Source organism: Labrys sp. F242, assembly GCF_057813875.1.
In genome coordinates this window covers 2,867,903-2,884,762 of sequence record NZ_JBVASG010000001.1, presented here as the reverse complement: position 1 = coordinate 2,884,762, position 16,860 = coordinate 2,867,903, and the positions used below count along the sequence as shown (strand labels likewise).

Annotated in this window: 16 protein-coding genes; 7 read left to right on the top strand and 9 right to left on the bottom strand. The window is 60.7% G+C overall.

Going from position 1 to position 16,860, the window contains the following annotated elements; genetic code table 11:
• The first annotated feature begins 225 nt into the window (after positions 1-225).
• The 4 genes from ACZYTC_RS13530 (at position 226) to ACZYTC_RS13515 (ending at position 1,740) form a co-directional block, all read left to right on the top strand.
• Positions 226-516, top strand: a complete 291-nt coding sequence (locus ACZYTC_RS13530; RefSeq protein WP_488989801.1) for an excalibur calcium-binding domain-containing protein — start codon at positions 226-228, stop codon at positions 514-516.
• Positions 425-700: a YdcA family protein gene (locus tag ACZYTC_RS13525; RefSeq protein ID WP_488990010.1), complete on the top strand. Its 276-nt coding sequence runs from the start codon at positions 425-427 to the stop codon at positions 698-700. Before ACZYTC_RS13530 ends, ACZYTC_RS13525 begins: the two co-directional genes overlap by 92 nt.
• A 145-nt stretch (positions 701-845) precedes the next feature.
• Positions 846-1,445 carry an imm11 family protein gene (locus ACZYTC_RS13520; protein ID WP_488989800.1) on the top strand — a complete coding sequence of 200 codons (600 nt, stop codon included), beginning with the start codon at positions 846-848 and terminating at the stop codon, positions 1,443-1,445.
• A gap of 124 nt (positions 1,446-1,569) precedes the next feature.
• Positions 1,570-1,740, top strand: coding sequence for a hypothetical protein (locus tag ACZYTC_RS13515; protein ID WP_488989799.1), 171 nt, complete (start codon positions 1,570-1,572; stop codon positions 1,738-1,740).
• A 124-nt stretch (positions 1,741-1,864) separates the two neighbouring features.
• Here ACZYTC_RS13515 and ACZYTC_RS13510 read toward each other — a convergent pair whose 3' ends face one another.
• The 3 genes from ACZYTC_RS13510 to uvrB form a co-directional block, all read right to left on the bottom strand.
• On the bottom strand, positions 1,865-2,830 hold the full coding sequence (locus tag ACZYTC_RS13510) for a retron St85 family RNA-directed DNA polymerase (RefSeq protein WP_488989798.1): 966 nt from the start codon (positions 2,828-2,830) through the stop codon (positions 1,865-1,867).
• Positions 2,820-3,740: a retron St85 family effector protein gene (locus tag ACZYTC_RS13505; RefSeq protein ID WP_488989797.1), complete on the bottom strand. Its 921-nt coding sequence runs from the start codon at positions 3,738-3,740 to the stop codon at positions 2,820-2,822. The genes ACZYTC_RS13510 and ACZYTC_RS13505 overlap by 11 nt, the downstream gene beginning before the upstream one ends.
• A gap of 419 nt (positions 3,741-4,159) precedes the next feature.
• Positions 4,160-6,865 (bottom strand): excinuclease ABC subunit UvrB, encoded by a 2,706-nt coding sequence (uvrB, locus tag ACZYTC_RS13500; protein ID WP_488989796.1) that lies wholly within the window; start codon positions 6,863-6,865, stop codon positions 4,160-4,162.
• 156 nt (positions 6,866-7,021) lie between these two features.
• On the opposite strand from uvrB, the gene ACZYTC_RS13495 reads away from it, so the two are divergent.
• A complete protein-coding gene (locus tag ACZYTC_RS13495; RefSeq protein ID WP_441773731.1) occupies positions 7,022-7,396 on the top strand; it encodes a lysozyme inhibitor LprI family protein in 375 nt (124 codons plus the stop codon).
• A gap of 235 nt (positions 7,397-7,631) precedes the next feature.
• On the opposite strand, the gene ACZYTC_RS13490 is transcribed toward ACZYTC_RS13495, so the two are convergent.
• The gene (locus ACZYTC_RS13490; protein WP_441773732.1) at positions 7,632-8,342 is read right to left on the bottom strand and encodes a GNAT family N-acetyltransferase; all 711 of its coding nucleotides are present in this window, start codon (positions 8,340-8,342) and stop codon (positions 7,632-7,634) included.
• 176 nt (positions 8,343-8,518) lie between these two features.
• On the opposite strand from ACZYTC_RS13490, the gene ACZYTC_RS13485 reads away from it, so the two are divergent.
• Positions 8,519-9,373 (top strand): PA3715 family protein, encoded by an 855-nt coding sequence (locus tag ACZYTC_RS13485; RefSeq protein WP_488989795.1) that lies wholly within the window; start codon positions 8,519-8,521, stop codon positions 9,371-9,373.
• Positions 9,374-9,744: 371 nt separating this feature from the next.
• On the opposite strand, the gene queC is transcribed toward ACZYTC_RS13485, so the two are convergent.
• From queC to ACZYTC_RS13460, 5 genes are all read right to left on the bottom strand, one after another.
• A complete protein-coding gene (queC, locus tag ACZYTC_RS13480; RefSeq protein WP_488989794.1) occupies positions 9,745-10,449 on the bottom strand; it encodes a 7-cyano-7-deazaguanine synthase QueC in 705 nt (234 codons plus the stop codon).
• Positions 10,450-10,511: 62 nt separating this feature from the next.
• The gene (trhO, locus tag ACZYTC_RS13475; protein ID WP_441773735.1) at positions 10,512-11,447 is read right to left on the bottom strand and encodes an oxygen-dependent tRNA uridine(34) hydroxylase TrhO; all 936 of its coding nucleotides are present in this window, start codon (positions 11,445-11,447) and stop codon (positions 10,512-10,514) included.
• A gap of 77 nt (positions 11,448-11,524) precedes the next feature.
• Positions 11,525-13,582, bottom strand: coding sequence for an elongation factor G (locus tag ACZYTC_RS13470; RefSeq protein WP_488989793.1), 2,058 nt, complete (start codon positions 13,580-13,582; stop codon positions 11,525-11,527).
• Positions 13,583-13,860: 278 nt separating this feature from the next.
• Entirely contained in the window at positions 13,861-14,619 is a 759-nt protein-coding gene (locus ACZYTC_RS13465; protein WP_434955586.1) for an NAD-dependent epimerase/dehydratase family protein, read from the bottom strand.
• A 165-nt stretch (positions 14,620-14,784) separates the two neighbouring features.
• Positions 14,785-14,946, bottom strand: coding sequence for a hypothetical protein (locus ACZYTC_RS13460; RefSeq protein ID WP_187829720.1), 162 nt, complete (start codon positions 14,944-14,946; stop codon positions 14,785-14,787).
• Between the two features lie 539 nt (positions 14,947-15,485).
• On the opposite strand from ACZYTC_RS13460, the gene ACZYTC_RS13455 reads away from it, so the two are divergent.
• Complete coding sequence (locus ACZYTC_RS13455; RefSeq protein ID WP_441773738.1) at positions 15,486-16,688, top strand: pyridoxal phosphate-dependent aminotransferase; 1,203 nt, start codon at positions 15,486-15,488, stop codon at positions 16,686-16,688.
• Positions 16,689-16,860 lie beyond the last annotated feature (172 nt).

The following is a 16,860-nucleotide window of genomic DNA, read 5'->3' as shown; positions in this document are numbered from 1 at the left end:
CGGCCACACAGGAGTGGCGGACAATGAGTAAACCGTCGCCGTGATACCTGACCGCCAAGTTGCCTTTCACGGAAATGTCACGGGCTCCGCTCTTCAAGATTCCTTCGCTCTACTTCAAGCAAGACCGCTGAATGAAGAGGGTAGGAGATGAGGCACAGAGTTGGTGCACCGTTATCGTAGTTTCATTTCCACCGATGGCGGCCTCAGGAAAAGGGGCGATAGTCGATGCGGTTTTTGATTGCCGTTGGAATTGTCACGGCCTTTTCGACTGTCTCGTTGGCGCAGGATCTTTCATGCACGGATCGCTACTGCAAGTACATGACCTCCTGCCAAGAGGCCGTCTGGCGCTTCGATCATTGTGGAGCATCGAAGCTCGACCGCGATAGCGATGGCCTGCCCTGCGAAAATCTTTGCAAGACTGCTGATGCCGTCAGTCGCGCCCGCAAAACGAATGCCACTGCTCAGCCCGATCTGCCGGTTGAAGAGCCCAACACCGCAACAGATGAAGAGAATTGACATGTGGGTTCGCATCGTCGTGTTGACGATCATCGCAGGCTTGGCGACAAATGTCGTAGCCGAAGCCCGCAATACGCCCTGTTCGGGGCGTAAGGGAGGGGTAAAGGCCTGCACGGCGGAAGGTAAGTTTCTCTGCCGAAATGGTACGGTTAGCCGGTCAAAGCAAATGTGCCATAAAAATTAAATGCCTGAAGCGGCAGCAGCGATTGAATGCACTGTCACCGTAATCGAGACGGTGAAGGTCGACAAAAAGTGAGTCTCTATTTAACAAGCCGTCTCCGCGATTCCAACAATTCCGAGTTCGCTGCCGGTCTTCCGGAGGAAATGACGTGATCAAAAAAGATGACAGGACATTCTACATCCTCGGCGAGCGATCCGTGAGTTCGAAGCCGCCAGGAATTGAAGTCAAGAATTTTCAACAGCTGAAATTACCCGGAAGAGCAACGATTTTCCCAGCTTACGACAGCGGAGAGATGCCAATTTATCCTGAGAGGCCTGTTCTCATCTATGACGAGAAGATGGGAAGAATGCCGTTCGATTTTGACAGATATGGGACCTATTGGCTGATTTCCGAACGATGCAAAGAAGTATTTCTTCAGGCGGATGAAGATGCATTTAGCTATGTAGAGTGTGACTTTGAGCTTTCAGGCGGTACTCGTGGCCCAAAATATTATTTTTGTATGCCTCGGTACAGCTTCGATGTAGTAGTTAGAGAAAAATCAAATATGAGGATAAAAGAATTTGGGGGTGGCAGGGTTCTGTATCATTTGATGCTTGCTGAGCGCGTCGTTATAAATAGCTCTTCAACAGAGGGGCGTCATTTGTTTCACGTAATTCACTCTGCCACTCAACTCTGCGACGAATATTTCAAGGCACAATGTATCGACGCAGGCCTTACGGGAATTACGTTCGTGAAGTTGAAAACATAACACGACGCTTTTGCATGAACTCCGTCGCCAAGACCGCAAATAGGCCATGAGTACCCGAACGCCCATTTTCCAAATTACGGTGACAGTGCATTTTATTGGCGATGCTAAATCTGATTGAAATTAAATGCACTGTCACCGTAATTCCAAGGCCGATCCCGGGACGCAATATGTCAAGCTCGGTCTCTATCGCCTCAGGCAGCCGGGGACGCTCAGCGTCGACCTCGACGAATTCTCCCAGGCCTCGGATCTGGCCGGGCTGCGGCTCGAGCACATGCACCCGTTGGAGACGCCGTGACAGGTGAATGATGAGTGTGATGATAATTCACTGAATGCGGGTTTCGGCTCGCAGGAGTGGTGGACAATGAGTAGAAAGTCGCCGCAATACCAATAGAAGTCTCTACAATTCGTACCCTTCAAATTTAGCGAATTCTAAGCGACGTATAATGCGAGTCTGGCATGTTCTTAAGATCGGGGTTCCTGAGTATTTCATGAATTGTATTATCTCCGTACTTCCTTCGCATGCGTTGTTCAAAATCAGGCTCAATGTCCCTCGCATAGGAAAGTAAACCGCGCATGTAGTGAACCTTCTCCGATGGAAGTCGACCACTTCGCCACATATGGATGAGAGATTTGATTTCGCGCTTTCGATCACGCCCGATAGACAGTTTGTGGTCAGGAGTAATTACCACGCCGGTAACCCCACGATGGTATTTCCTCGAAAGGTGAACGGTTTTCTTGTGATTAAGGCGCAAATTAAGGAAATCAATACCTTTTTTGCTTTCAATAATTGCCTTATGAATCTCAGTTAAATTATTCTCTTTCATGGAAGATACGAATAAATCATCGGCATATCTAGTGTATATAAGTTCATTTTCAGTGCAATAATTGAACATTCTGCAGTCGAATTCAAACATCATGGCATTTGTAATCGCAGGCGAGCTTGGCGCGCCGATTGTGAGGCGGCCACGCCGGCAGACTATTCGGCCAACAAATCTTATATCTTGTTCATTGAGTAGGATGCCAAATCTCAGCGCCTCGTATGCAATGAAGCTCTCAATATGCCCCTGATGAAAAGAAGGAAAGAAATTCGCAAAATCATATCGATTGGTATAGTGGGATCTCCGATGTCGTTCTGCATTCTCACGAATACCCACTCCACTTCGATATGCTGTTGCAGCCTCGTGAACCGGGAAGCGTAAAATAAGAGCCCTAACTATCCAGCGCTGTATCGCCTTTAGTTCTCTACTCGGGTGCTCAATCTTTCGCGTGCCGCCAGAACGTTTCGGAATTTCATAAAGCTTATATCTTTGGTTTGCTGTTTCAGACAAGCGAATGAGTTTTTGCAAATCTAATTTCGAAGTCCTAGCGAGTAACTCAATCAACATGACCAGTCTCGTCTAATATCTTACGAAACTCCGTGTCAGCCGACAAGAATGTAGCTGAGATTTCGATAGAAAGTGCATCATGTGTTGTTTTTGCTCCATCCCTAAGAGTCAATGGCGGTGCCCTCATTCTATCTACCCGTACATGTCCAAAGTCACCGATCTCAATCAACCTCCTTGCTCCAACAAGAATTGAGACGATCTTCTTCACCTTGCTGGTACTAATGTGTCCCTTATAAAGAGATCTTAAAAAGAATTCTATATCCTCAATTGTAGCGATTACGAGAATAGATACTAACTGATGAACTAATCCAAATAGCTCGAAGGGATCCGTATCCGAAAATTCTTTCACGATGAAGGACCTCTTCGTTTTCTGAAGAGGCTCACGATCATTTAAGCGATTGGCAATTATGCTAAAATCTGGATTGTCATAGTCAAATTGAATGTTGGGCTGAAAGCGAGATGCATCCTGTATTTTCTTGGCGGGTCCGAGTGAAATGAAGCTATCTGAGCGTTGCCGCTTTCCATCCACAGCAAGTAGTATTTTTCTGGCCAGTTCAGGGCGTGCTGAGAAATAACCGGTTTCGGCGAGTGAGCCGGGTGCTTCCGGAAACAAGACTATAGAATGCGAAAGCTGCCCAACAATTTCCTCAAACTCGGAGATGTCAAAGGGGTCTGTGTCTCCAAGAGAGAAGTAGTTCTTCATCGCAAATTCCGGCTCAAAGAACTCATGGTCGGGCAAGAGACCGCTGAACACCGCCTGGAATTTTTTTCGCATGTGCTCAGTTGGGTTATTCCCACCACACACGAAGACAATGTTGCTTTGACGCCGAATATTAAAACCGTTCTGGATAAGTTGGACCACCCTTCCACGCAACGCTTTATGGTCATCACTGCGCAGAGGGTGGTCCATTCAATTCTCTTACTCAAGCGTCCGACTTCGAATAGTTTTGTCGGCTCCGAGGCGAAAGACCGGGGACGACAAAACTATTCGAAGTCGGCGCCCAATGTCGTTCAATCGCTGTCAGCCTGGCAAATCACCCGGCATAGAGTGTCTCTCATAACACCCAGCTAAGAGTGATTCGCACGATACATGAATATTGGCATCGTTCAAGAGATTAATAATGCATCTTTCCTAAATGCTAAGATGTCAGAATTGCGTTACTATAGGTTTCGGCGCTAAAAAAGTATCGGCAACATTCAAAAGATTATCACAATATAAGCATTGCCCTATTTCACGCGTTGCGGATAAGATAATTGTGAAAATTACAATTATAGGGCTTTACCCGTCACGCGAAAGCCGAATTACGAGGACCATTTTAGAAGTCGCACTCACCCCTTCCACCGCTGCGGCCCAGGCTTCCCGCCACCCTTCTTCCGTGCCTCAGCCCCCAGCGGCACCTCGCGATCCGTGCCCGGGCCCATTGAGTCCAGCCCCGGCTTGGCGGCCCGCGTCTTCGGCAGGTTCGCCGCATCGCCATAGGCCTTCGGGCCCTTATAGGCGCCGGCCTTCTGGCGCACATTGACCTGCCGGGCCGAGCCGTCGTCGGCCACGGCCATTTCGGTCTCGCGCAGGCGTTTGAGTTCGTCGCGCAGGCGGGCGGCTTCCTCGAAACGGAGGTCGGCGGCGGCGTCGCGCATGCGCTTTTCGAGGTCGGCGGTGACGGCCTCGAAATTGTGGCCGATGGTGGAGACCTTGTCGGCCAGGCCCTTGTCGACGGTGACGCGGTCGCGCTCATAGACCGAATTGGTGATGTCGGCGATCCCGCGCTTGACGCTCTCGGGCGTGATGCCGTTGGCGGTGTTCCAGGCCACCTGCTTTTCGCGGCGGCGGTTGGTCTCGGCGATGGCGCGCTCCAGCGAGCCGGTCATGTTGTCGGCATAGAGCAGGACGCGGCCGTCGACATTGCGGGCGGCGCGGCCGATGGTCTGCACCAGCGAGGTTTCCGAGCGCAAGAAGCCTTCCTTGTCGGCGTCGAGGATGGCGACCAGGGCGCATTCGGGAATGTCCAGGCCCTCGCGCAGCAGGTTGATGCCGATCAGCACGTCGAAGGCGCCGAGGCGGAGGTCGCGGATGATCTCGATGCGCTCGATGGTGTCGATGTCCGAATGCATGTAGCGCACGCGGATGCCGTGGTCGTGCATGTATTCGGTGAGGTCCTCGGCCATGCGCTTGGTCAGCACGGTGACGAGGGTGCGGTAGCCCTGTTTCGCCACCTGCTGGACTTCGCCGAGGAGATCGTCGACCTGGGTACGGGCAGGGCGGATCTCGCATTGCGGATCGATCAGTCCGGTTGGGCGGATCACCTGCTCGGCGAAGACGCCGCCGGTGTGCTCCAGCTCCCATTTGCCGGGGGTGGCCGAGACATGCACGGTCTGCGGGCGCATGGCGTCCCATTCCTCGAAGCGCAAGGGACGGTTGTCCAGGCAGGAGGGCAGGCGGAAGCCATATTCGGCCAAAGTCGCCTTGCGCCGGAAGTCGCCTTTGTACATGGCACCGATCTGCGGCACGGTGACGTGGCTCTCATCGGTGAAGACGAGGGCGTTGTCGGGCAGATATTCGAACAGGGTCGGCGGCGGCTCGCCAGGCAGGCGGCCGGTGAGCCAGCGCGAATAGTTCTCGATGCCGGCGCAGGAGCCGGTGGCCTCCATCATCTCCAGGTCGAAGGTGGTGCGCTGGTCGAGGCGCTGGGCCTCCAGCAGGCGGCCGCCGGTATAGAGCTGCTGCAACCGGACCTTGAGCTCGTCCTTGATGCCCTTGATCGCCTGGTTCAGCGTCGGGCGCGGCGTGACGTAATGCGAATTGGCGTAGACCTTGACGAATTGCAGGTCCTGGATCTTCTGGCCGGTGAGCGGATCGAATTCGGCGATGCTCTCGATCTCGTCGCCGAACAAATTGATGCGCCAGGCGCGGTCCTCATAATGGGCCGGGAACAGCTCGATGACGTCGCCGCGCACCCGGAAGGTGCCGCGGCCGAAATCGGCGCTGATGCGCTTGTATTGCAGGGCGACGAGATCGGCGATCAGCTGCTTCTGCTCGACGCGCTCGCCCACGCTCATACCGAAGGTCATGGCGGTGTAGGTCTCGACCGAGCCGATACCGTAGATGCAGGAGACCGAGGCGACGATGATGACGTCGTCGCGCTCCAGCAGGGAGCGCGTGGCCGAGTGGCGCATGCGGTCGATCTGCTCGTTGATCGAGGACTCCTTCTCGATATAGGTGTCCGTGCGCGGCACATAGGCCTCGGGCTGGTAATAGTCGTAATAGGAGACGAAGTATTCCACCGCATTGTTGGGGAAGAACGACTTGAACTCGCCATAGAGCTGGGCCGCCAGCGTCTTGTTGGGCGCCAGGATCAGAGCGGGGCGCTGGGTGCGGGAGATCACCTGCGCCATGGTGAAGGTCTTGCCCGAGCCGGTGACCCCGAGCAGCACTTGGTCGCGCTCATGGCTCTGCAGGCCCTCGACCAGGTCGGCGATGGCGGTGGGCTGGTCGCCGGCCGGCTGATATTCCGAGACGAGTTCCAGGCGGATGCCACCCTCGCTCTTGTCGGGGCGCGAGGGGCGATGCGGCGTCCATATCGGCTTGCCGATCATGCGCGGGTCGCCGGTCTCCAGCAGTTCGGAGAGCGCCTTGATGGTGCCGGCCGAACCGCCGAGCTTGTCGAGCCCGTCGGGATCGAGCTGGCCGTCGTCCTTGGCGCGGGCCTTCTTGTCAGGTGCCTTGCGCTTGACCGCACGGCCCTCCATCTCGGCGCCTCCGCCGGCCGAGGGTACGCCGAGCTTGGCGGCAAGCTCGGGGTCGAGGCCGGTGACGGCACCGGCGTCGAAGCCACTCTGCGGCCCCTCGCCGAAGCCCGGCTTCTCGTCGTCGCGCAAGCTGCTCCTGGCCTCCTTGAGCAGGCCGGGATTGAGCAGGGCCTTCAGATGCTCGTCGAGCGAGGGCAGGGCCGGGCGCGACGCCTTGGATTTCGGCGTGCGGAGTTTCTTCGGAGCAGGGGTCTTGCTCGAGGAGGGGGCTTTGGGTGTATCGGACATGCCCTGATAATGGGGTGAGTCACGCGCCGGGGGAAGGGCCGTCGTCGGAAACTTGCTGACAACGTCCTGTCAGCAGGGTGGCGAAGTTTCCTGCGGCACGACAAGGCCGGCCCTGTTGTGCTAGCGACGGGTTCTTCGTTGCCTTCGGAGTTTCGGATGATCCGTCCTGCAAGTTTTATCATGACAGCGGCCCTGGCCGTCGCAACCCTCGCCTGGCAAGGCCCGGCCCAGGCCGCCGGTTTCGACTGCCGCAAGGCGCATAGCGCGGTCGAGAAGCTGATCTGCGCCCATCCGAAACTGTCCCGCCTCGATGACGAGATGAACAGGCTCTACCAGGCCATCGAGGGCGAGACGCGCGGGGTCGACGGCGAGACCGGCGCGGTCAGCGACCCCTTCGGCAAGGACCAGACCCACTGGCGCGAGACGGTGCGCGATGTCTGCACCGACGCCTCCTGCATCGAGCGCGCCTATGTGGCGCGCATCGGCCAGGTCAAGAAGGACTGGGCCTCGGCCCTGGGCGAGGGGCAGTAGGGGAGTTCAGAAGTAGGCCCCTCGTCATCCCCGGCCGAGCGCCTCGCGAGCGCAGCGAGAGAGCTAGGGTATCGTCACAAGCTTCGCTTGTGACTGGGATCCAGGGGCCATGGATCCACGCCTATCGACCCCTGGATCCCCTTCCCTCGGCCTACGGCCTCGCCGGGGATGACAGAGCAGCTATTCTTGAAGGGTACCCGTGCTCTCGTCTTTCCGGCAGTGGTCAGTTGCCGCCTCAGCTGACATGAAAGTCTGTGGCGACCAAAGGCAGGCCAAGGCTGGCGGCGACGGCGCGCGAGGCCAGGTTGTCCCAGGACGTGCTGTAGAAGGGCACGGCCCCCAGCGCCCGCACGGCCTGCGCCCAGCCGGCGACGACCGCGACGGCATGGCCATGGCGGCGGTGGTCGGAGTGGGTCTCGACCCCGGCGCAATGCACGGCATCGGAGATGCGCACGCTGGCGCAGATCGCCACGGCGCGATCGCCCTCGACCACAGCCAGGAAGGGCCGCCTGTGCGGTACGTCCGGCAGCCAGTCGGGGAAGAGCGGCCGCAGCAAGTCCGTATTGCCCTCATCGATGGCGATGGGTTGCCGTTGCGGCGGCGGGACGGCATCCGCTCGGTAGACCGGCCCGGCCCAGATCTGCGTCACCGGAGCCTGGTGGCCGAGCAGGTCGAGATAGGCTTCCTCCCGGGCCGGACGCTCCCTCGGCACCTCGCCCAGCGCCTCGTCGCGACAGAGCTCGCCGAGGCGAGCGACCAGGCCGTCCGGCATGTCGACGCGGCAGCGAAACAGCGGCCCGGCCGGCGTGCGCATCAGATGGAAGCGGGGCGCCGGGTGGGAGTCCCACTCATTGCTGTGCAGCAGGCGCCCGCGGCCATCGGTGGCATAGAGCGTGTCGAGACGGCGGCTCAGCAAGGCCCGCTGGGAATCTGTGTCGAGAGGCATGGACCGAGCCTATCGATGCGGTGCCGGGCAGGCAATCGCAGGGAGCGAACGTCCTGTATCCGCCGAAACTGAGGTCGCCGATCAAACGGTGCAACAGATTGCCGCTGCTCTAGATTGTCCCGGCTCCGGCTCGTGCTAGATGTCGGATCGTCCCTCCGGAATTGGAATCACCCGACATGAAGCTTCAGCTCGCCCTCGGTGCCGCTGCCCTGGCCCTGATGCTGCCCACCCAGGCCCTGGCCGAATGCGACATCACCGATGCCCTGCTCAAGCAGGCCTATCCCGACGCGCAGCAAGGCGACAACGGCCTGCTGGTGAAGGGCGGTGGCAATGATCGTTCGATCAACCCGGACGACGTGGTCTGCAAGGCCTGGCCCTATCGCCCCGAACTGATGCTGGCGGCGGTGCCGCTGATCGAGGCCAAGCCGCCGGTCGAGGGCGAGAACAAGGGCGATGTCGAGATCATCATCGCCGATGTCGCCACCGGCAATCCCGTGGCGCGGCGGCTGGAGAAGGGCATGGCGTTCTCGGATGCCATCCAGTTCGGCTCGATGAGCCTCGACACGGCCCGCTACGATGTCGGCGACGGGCTGCGTGCCTTCGGCCTGCGCACCTCGCAATCAGGCAGTTCGCGCGTCAATCCCTATAACGAGCAGGCGCTCTGGATGTACACCTTCGACAAGGGACGCATCGAGCGCGTGCTGGACGGGCTGATCGTCGAGCGCAGCAATGGCGAGAACAATGGCGATTGCGAGGGCGAGTCGACCTTGGTGACGCGCACCGTCAAGCTCGGTCCCAAGGTCGAGCTGGGCTATCGCGACCTCACGGTCGAGCAGAGCGTCACCCATGAAACCTCCAAGAAGGTCGGTGGCGAATGCAGTTTCGACAAGCAGCCCGGCAAGGCGGCGCGGTTTGAGCTGATCTACGACAATGGCCATTACCGCCCGGCCGCCGGCGTCAAGCCGCGCAGCGAGGGCGGCGATATCGAGAAGGACCTGTTCTCCACCATCGAGATCGGGGCACAGCCGTGATCGCACGCCGTCTTGCCTGGCTGCCATCGCCTGTCTCCTGCCGGCCGTCGTCATGCCCGTCGATGACGCTGGGCTGAGGCAAAGAACGCGACGCCAGTCATCCCTTCGCCCCGCTTGCGGGGAGAAGGTAAGGATGAGGGGCAGCGTGAGCTCGCAAATTGTTCGCGGAGCTGAGAACGGGGCGAGGGGCGCTTATGTTGGCCTTATCGGCATCCAATCATCTCGCCCAGCCCTTGTCCTAGAGCAAAGCGCGTTCGAGACCGAACGCTTGTTTGCTCTAACTCCTTGTTTCGACGCGTCTTTGCGATTCTTGACGATTCCATCAAATCACAAAACGCTTTAGCAGCTATGCCGCCTGCCTGGCATTTGTCTCAGGAACCGCTCTCGGCCATGAAGCGGCGGTAGCCGCTGGACCGCAGTTCGCAGGCCGGGCAAGTGCCGCAGCCATAGCCCCAATCGTGCCGATGGCTGCGATCGCCATTGTAGCAGGTGTGGGTCTGTTCGCGGACGAGGTCCACCAGCCGGTCGCCGCCGAGCTCCCGCGCCAGCGCCCAGGTCTGCGCCTTGTCGATCCACATCAGGGGCGTGTGGATGATGAAACGGCTTTCCATGCCGAGATTGAGCGCCAACTGCATGGCCTTCATGGTGTCGTCGCGGCAGTCCGGATAGCCGGAGAAATCGGTCTCGCACACGCCGGTGACGAGATGGCGGGCGCCGCGCCGATAGGCGAGGGTGGCGGCGAAGGTCAGGAAGAGCAGATTGCGCCCGGGCACGAAGCTGTTGGGCAGGCCGTTCTCCTGCATGGCGATCTCGACGTCGCGCGTCAGGGAGGTTTCGCTGATGCGGCCGAGTATGCCGAGGTCGACCAGATGGTCTTCGTCCAGCCGCGCGGCCCAGGCGGGGAAGGCTTCGCGAAAGGCGGCAAGAACCACCGGGCGCATCGCCAGCTCGATGCTATGGCGCTGGCCATAATCGAAGCCGACCGTCTCCACGCTGTCGAAACGCTCGAGCGCCCAGGCCAGGCAGGTGGTGGAATCCTGGCCGGCCGAGAACAGGACCAGGGCTTTGTCAGACATGGTTTTCTCCATCCCGAACCTCTTCACGACAGCCATTCATGCCCTTGGAATGGCGGGGTTTTTCAGCCTTCTTCAACCGCGGTGGCGAGGCGCGGGCCGAGATGGGCGTGGCCGCGCCGGCGGGCGAGCGTCTCCTGGCGATGGCGTTCGCGCGAGGAGGCTTTCTGTGTCTCGGTGAGGGTTGCGGCGCAATAGGGGCAGCTCACCCCTTCCTCGTAGTCGGGCGATTGCCGGTTCGCTGCCGAGAGGGGCGACAGGCAGCCATGGCAGAGGGTGAAATCTTCTTGCCTGAGGCCATGGCCGACGGCGACGCGCTTGTCGAAGACGAAGCAGGCGCCCTCCCACAGGCTCTGCGCAGGCGGGATCTCCTCCAGATAGCGCAGCACGCCGCCCTTGAGATGATAGACCTCCTCGAAGCCCTCGCGCAGCATCAGGCTGGTCGCCTTCTCGCAGCGTATGCCGCCGGTGCAGAACATCGCCACTTTCTTGTGCCTGGCGGGGTCGAGATTGTCCCTGACAAAAGCAGGGAAGTCGCCGAAGCTCTCCGTCCGGGGATCGATGGCGCCCTTGAAGCTGCCGATACGCACCTCGAAATCGTTGCGCGTGTCGATGACCAGTACCTCGGGATCGGAAATCAGGGCGTTCCAGTCCCCGGGCTCGACATAGGTGCCGACACGCTCCAGCGGGTCGACGCTCTTGTCACCGATGGTGACGATCTCCTCCTTAAGCCGCACCTTCATGCGCAGGAAGGGCATGTCCTCGGCGAAGGAGGTCTTGTGCTCGATGGCGGGTAGGCCGGTGATCGCGCGCAGGCGCGGATGGAAGGCCGCCATCGCCTCGGGCGTGCCGGCCACCGTGCCGTTGATGCCCTCATGCGCCAGCAGGATGATGCCCTTGATGCCGAGCGAGCAGGCGAGCTTGGCCAGCGGCTCGCGCAGATCGGCGAACCCCGGCAGACGGGCGAAATGATAGAAGGCGGCAATTTCGATGGTCGGCATCGCCGCTCTTTAGCGCCAATGGAGGCGGGGGTAAACCTTGCCGGCACCGCCGGCTGGGCGCCGGGGGTGCCGGAGGTCTATTGCGCCGCCTGCCGCGAAGCGACGATGGTGTCGGCCTGCCGCCCCGAGAGCTCGGCCAGATGGTCGAATCTGGATCGGAAAGTGCCGACGCCCGCGGTTGCCGAACGCAGTTCGATGATCAGGTCGGTGATCTCGGCTTCCGGGATCAGCGCCTGTACCACGTCCCAGCCTTCCCAGCCGTCGCGGGCATCGAAGCCGAGGATCTGGCCGCGCCGGGAGGAGACGATGGCGTTGGCCTTGGCCGTGGCATCCGAGGGCACCGAGATCTCCACCGCCAGCACCGGTTCCAGCAGCACGGGGCTGCATTGCGGCATCGCCTCGCTCATGCCGATGCGCGCCGCGGTCTGGAAGGCCATGTCGGAGGAATCCACCGTGTGGTAGGAGCCGTCGGTGAGGGCCACGCCGACATCGACGACCAGGAAGCCGAGCGGGCCGCGCTTGAGATAGTGCTTCACGCCTTCCTCGACCGAAGGGATGTAATTGCGTGGCACCACGCCGCCGGTGATCTTGTCGATGAAGGCAAAACCTTCGCCTCGCGGCAGCGGCATCACGTCGAGCACCACGTCGCCGAACTGGCCATGCCCGCCCGATTGCTTCTTGTGGCGTCCGCGCACGCCCGTCACCGATTTGCGAATGGTCTCGCGATAGCCGATCTGCGGCTGGTTCGAGTCGACGGCGACGCCGAATTTCGAGGCGAGCTTCTCCACCGCCACGCGCAGATGCATCTCGCCCTGACCGCGCAGTATGGTGTCGCCGAGTTCGGCATTCTGCTCCATGGCGAGCGCCTGGTCCTCGTCGGTGAGGCGTTGCAGGGCGGCCGAGAGCTTGACGTCATCCTTGCGGTCGCGAGCCCGGACGGCGAGCGACATCACCGGTTGGGGGGCCTCGATCTCGGCCGGCCGGGGCACGGCCTTGCCGACAGCCAGCATGTCGCCGGTATGGGCGGCATCGACCTTGCCGAGCGCCACGGTATCCCCGATCTGCGCCTGCGTCGTCTTCTGGGTGGTCTGGCCCAGCAGCCGGGCACAGCCGGCGATACGGCCGGTCTCGCCGGAGGATGTCGTCACCGTCATGCCTTCCTGGAAGGCGCCGCTGAGCACGCGCGTCAATGAGAGCTTGCCGGCATGGGCGGTATGGAAGGTTTTCATGACATAGCCGAGAGGCTCCGATCCCGGCGTTATGCCGAGCCGTGCGGCGGTCTCATGAATGCAGGGCGCCTCATGGCGCAGCGCCTTCATCAGCCGCAGCATGCCGTTGCCATTGACCGCCGAGCCCATCAGAACCGGCACGGCCAGGCCGTCGCGCAACTCGTGGGCGAGATCGTCGAAGACCCGGTCGCGGGGGGGCTCGACCTCTTCGAGAAGCTGCTCCATCAGGGCATCGTCATGATCAGACAGTCGCTCCAGCATGGAATAGCGCGCATCCTTGCTTTCGTCGCGTTCGTCGGGCGGGATCTCCACCACCTGGGAGGCCGCGTGTTCCTGGTAGATGAAGGCCCGTTCGAGCGCGAGGTCGACATAGCCGACTGCAACGCCGTTCTTCCAGATCGGGATCTGGCGCAGCAGCAGCGGCAGACGGGAAGCCGGCTGCAGCAAAGGCAGGGCGTCGCGCACGCTCTGATGCGAATTGTCGATCTTGTTGAGGAAGAGAAAGCGCGGGATCTTCTGGTCTTCGAGTTCGCGCAGGATCAATTGGAGGGCCGGGACCTTCTTCTCATCGGCCTCGCAGACCACAACCGCCGCGTCGATCGCCGGCAGCACGGGCCGCATCTCGGCCAGGAACTCGATCGAGCCGGGGCAGTCGATGAAGGTATAGGTCTCGCCCATGAAGTCCACGGAGGCGATATTGGCCTCGACGCTCATGGTGTGGGCGCGCGCCTCGGCGCTGGCATCACCGATGGTGGAGCCGGCCGCCACGGTGCCCTGGCGCTGCAGGGCGCCCATGCGTGCGAGGATGGCTTCCAGAAGGGTCGTCTTGCCGCTTTGGAACGGGCCGACCAGGGCGATACAGCGCGGCCCGCTGGATCGTCTGCCGTTTGGAGTGTTCTGCGTCATTGTCGCGTCCCTCCTGTTCTGGCCGCCGCTCTTTTGGGCGGCTGACCAAAGCGTCGCGCCGATTGGAGGTCGTGGCAAGGGAAAAGTGACATGCGCTGCCGAAGGCGGCGGTGCCTATGCCGCCCGGCGGACCATTCTCTGTTTTTCATTTGAGCGAGATTGGGAGTGTCGGCCTCCCGGCTGACATCTTGGAACGAGGGCTTGTCGGCCAGTAAGATGTCAGCCGGGAGGCTCACACTCCGCATATCGGGCGGCGCTCCCTCATGAACAGACGACCGTCATCCCGGAAGGCGGAAATCGGCTCGCCAGCCAAGCTCGTCGGAAGCCTTGACGGTCGACAGTTCAGCGCTTGCTTCTGCGACATTATAGGCGCCGGGCCGGCCACGATCGATCGCGAGCAGCGCCGCCTGCGCCGCGGCGTCGACATGCACGGACATCGCCCGGCTGGGGATGTCGCTGCCGGTGCCGGGCCCATAGAGATAACCGTAGCGCAGAACCACGCCTTCGATCGGCGCCTGGAGCACGGCATCCTCCAGGGCGATCACCCCATGCACGCTGACCGCGCCCGGGCCCTCGGCCCCGTGATTGAGGGGATCGGTTTCGATGTGCGGCAGCGGGCCGGGTGCATAGACCCAGGCAATGCTCTGGGCGATGATCCGCCGGGCTCCGGCCGCGAGAGCGGCAGCAACCAGATTGGCGCTGCCTTCGCGGCGAATGCGGGCATTGCGCGGCACGAATTCCGCCATGCGGGCCGGATCGAGGGCCGGGGGGAGATCGGTAAGCTGGTGGATGACGATTTCGGGTCTGGCGGCTGTCACGGCGGCGATCAGGGCGTCGCGGTCGAAGACGTCGACCACGACCGGTTCGGCGCCGAGTTTCCGCAAAATATCGGCTTTGGCAGGCGTGCGCGTCGTGCCGACGACCCGGTGACCGGCACGAAGGAGCAGGCGCGTGAGCGGCGCCCCGACGGCACCGGTGGCACCGGCCAGGAAAATGGTTCGAGGCAAAACGGTTGGGTGCGAAGCGGTTCGGGACATGGCTAACCTCGTTTCAGAGCGACTGGCTTCTGAAATAGCCTTGGCATGAGGTCAGCGAAAAGTGCCAAGAATTGCGTGAATGGCTGTACCAAAATGAAAATGCGCCGGATGGCGGGGGGACCATCCGGCGCGTTAGGCGACCAGTTCAATTCGCTTGCGGGGGGACTAGGCGAAGAACCCAATGGTCGCTGTTACTACTGTTGCAGTCGCGAGAAGTCCGACGAGCCAGAGCGCCAAGGTCAGTTGACGTTCTGCTTCAGCCGCCGAAACGCGCATGGCGCGGGTGTCGGCCTTGAGCATATGTGCGGTTGCCTGATTGACGGCCATCGTGATCTCCTCGAAACGCTCGACTGGAAAACATCTAACGTCCTGTCGTCTAAAACTTCGTCCGGCGAAACGAAGTGCGAAAACGCACGCGGCACTCAACTCGGTTACTTCCAACCACGCATCACGCCACCAAGAACTCGGGTGGCCATGAAGCGCATCGGCTACAGTCAAAGCATCGCTGCCGATCACGGCAGGCTTTTGCGCGTTCTCGGGCGGCGGTGAGGAAGTTTCACGGCTTTGTTGTGTCGATGTTGCCCGGAGCCGGGCGCGTTCATGGCTGAGCGCGCCTGCTCCATAGCTCTTTGGTTTGACACGCCTTTGCGGTTCTCGCCGTCACCGTCAAATCCCAGGATGGTTTAGGAATGAACCCGCGCAGCCTCTCCGGCAAGTTGTGCATTGGACGTAATCTTTGCGCTTGAACGGAGGCTGGCCCGCGCCTAAGCAGAAGCGCGCCCTTCGGGGCGGGCAGGGGGCCGCCCGTGAGGCCGCCTCGCGTTCCCTACACCCGCTTCATCCACGGCTTACAGGAGTTTCCAGCCATGGCTTTTCTCGCCGACGCCCTCTCGCGCATCAAGCCTTCCGCGACCATCGCGGTGAGCCAGAAAGCGCGCGAACTGAAAGCGGCGGGACGCGACATCATCGGCCTTGGCGCCGGCGAGCCCGACATGGACACGCCCGACAACATCAAGAAGGCCGCGGTCGACGCCATGATGCGTGGGGAAACGAAATATCCGCCCGTCTCCGGCATTCCGCAGTTGCGCGAAGCTATCGCCGCCAAATTCAAGCGTGAGAACGGCCTCGACTACAAGCCCTCGCAGACCATCGTCGGCACCGGCGGCAAGCAGATCCTGTTCAACGGCCTGATGGCCACGCTGAACACAGGCGACGAGGTCGTCATTCCCACGCCCTATTGGGTCTCCTATCCGGAGATGGTGGCCCTGTGCGGCGGTACGCCGGTCTTCGCCGAAACCACGCTGGCCACCAATTTCAAGCTGTCGCCCGAGGCGCTGGAAAAGGCGATCACGCCGAAGACGAAATGGTTCATCTTCAACTCGCCCTCCAATCCGTCAGGCGCCGCCTATAGCCGTGACGAATTGAAGGCGTTGACCGACGTGCTACTGCGCCATCCCCATGTCTGGGTGATGACCGACGACATGTATGAGCATCTCGTCTATGGCGACTTCGCCTATTACACGCCGGCCCAGGTCGAGCCCAAGCTCTATGACCGCACCCTCACCATCAACGGCGTCTCCAAGGCCTATTCGATGACCGGCTGGCGCATCGGCTATGCCGCCGGCCCCGAGGCGCTGATCAAGGCGATGGACATGATCCAGGGCCAGCAGACTTCGGGCGCCTGCACCATCGCGCAATGGGCGGCGGTGGAAGCGCTCAACGGCACGCAGGACTTCATCCCCGAGCGCCGCAAGATCTTCGAGGGCCGCCGCGACCTGATCGTAGGCATGCTCAACCAGGCCAAGGGTATCCAGTGCCCAACGCCGGAAGGCGCCTTCTACGTCTACCCCTCCTGCGCCGGCACCATTGGCAAGAAGGCGCCCAGCGGCAAGGTGATCGAGACGGATGAGGACTTCGTTTCGGAACTGCTGCAGGCCGAAGGGGTTGCGGTAGTGCATGGCTCGGCTTTCGGCCTCGGCCCGAATTTCCGCATCTCCTACGCAACCTCGACCGAGGCGCTGGAAGAGGCCGGCCGCCGCATCCAGCGCTTCTGCAACACGCTGGTCTGATCTTCCGGCATCAAGATATAATCAGGCCTGCCTCCTCAGGGGGCGGGCTTTTTTATTGGGCGGAGGGCATGACGACGCTGCGATAGTAGCTCACTGCTCGCTCTTCTCCGTAATCCGGGTCAGGCAGCAGCCCTCCTTTCCCGGGGACCAAAGCTCGATCTCATAGTCGAAG

Bases quoted from the DNA above. Each gene is read 5' to 3' on its own strand.
- ACZYTC_RS13530 (WP_488989801.1), top strand. From the start codon at position 226: ATGCGGTTTTTGATTGCCGTTGGAATTGTCACGGCCTTTTCGACTGTC.
- ACZYTC_RS13525 (WP_488990010.1), top strand. From the start codon at position 425: ATGCCGTCAGTCGCGCCCGCAAAACGAATGCCACTGCTCAGCCCGATC.
- ACZYTC_RS13515 (WP_488989799.1), top strand. From the start codon at position 1,570: ATGCACTGTCACCGTAATTCCAAGGCCGATCCCGGGACGCAATATGTC.
- ACZYTC_RS13510 (WP_488989798.1), bottom strand. From the start codon at position 2,830: ATGTTGATTGAGTTACTCGCTAGGACTTCGAAATTAGATTTGCAAAAA.
- ACZYTC_RS13505 (WP_488989797.1), bottom strand. From the start codon at position 3,740: ATGGACCACCCTCTGCGCAGTGATGACCATAAAGCGTTGCGTGGAAGG.
- uvrB (WP_488989796.1), bottom strand. From the start codon at position 6,865: ATGTCCGATACACCCAAAGCCCCCTCCTCGAGCAAGACCCCTGCTCCG.
- ACZYTC_RS13495 (WP_441773731.1), top strand. From the start codon at position 7,022: ATGATCCGTCCTGCAAGTTTTATCATGACAGCGGCCCTGGCCGTCGCA.
- ACZYTC_RS13490 (WP_441773732.1), bottom strand. From the start codon at position 8,342: ATGCCTCTCGACACAGATTCCCAGCGGGCCTTGCTGAGCCGCCGTCTC.
- ACZYTC_RS13485 (WP_488989795.1), top strand. From the start codon at position 8,519: ATGAAGCTTCAGCTCGCCCTCGGTGCCGCTGCCCTGGCCCTGATGCTG.
- queC (WP_488989794.1), bottom strand. From the start codon at position 10,449: ATGTCTGACAAAGCCCTGGTCCTGTTCTCGGCCGGCCAGGATTCCACC.
- trhO (WP_441773735.1), bottom strand. From the start codon at position 11,447: ATGCCGACCATCGAAATTGCCGCCTTCTATCATTTCGCCCGTCTGCCG.
- ACZYTC_RS13470 (WP_488989793.1), bottom strand. From the start codon at position 13,582: ATGACGCAGAACACTCCAAACGGCAGACGATCCAGCGGGCCGCGCTGT.
- ACZYTC_RS13465 (WP_434955586.1), bottom strand. From the start codon at position 14,619: ATGTCCCGAACCGCTTCGCACCCAACCGTTTTGCCTCGAACCATTTTC.
- ACZYTC_RS13460 (WP_187829720.1), bottom strand. From the start codon at position 14,946: ATGGCCGTCAATCAGGCAACCGCACATATGCTCAAGGCCGACACCCGC.
- ACZYTC_RS13455 (WP_441773738.1), top strand. From the start codon at position 15,486: ATGGCTTTTCTCGCCGACGCCCTCTCGCGCATCAAGCCTTCCGCGACC.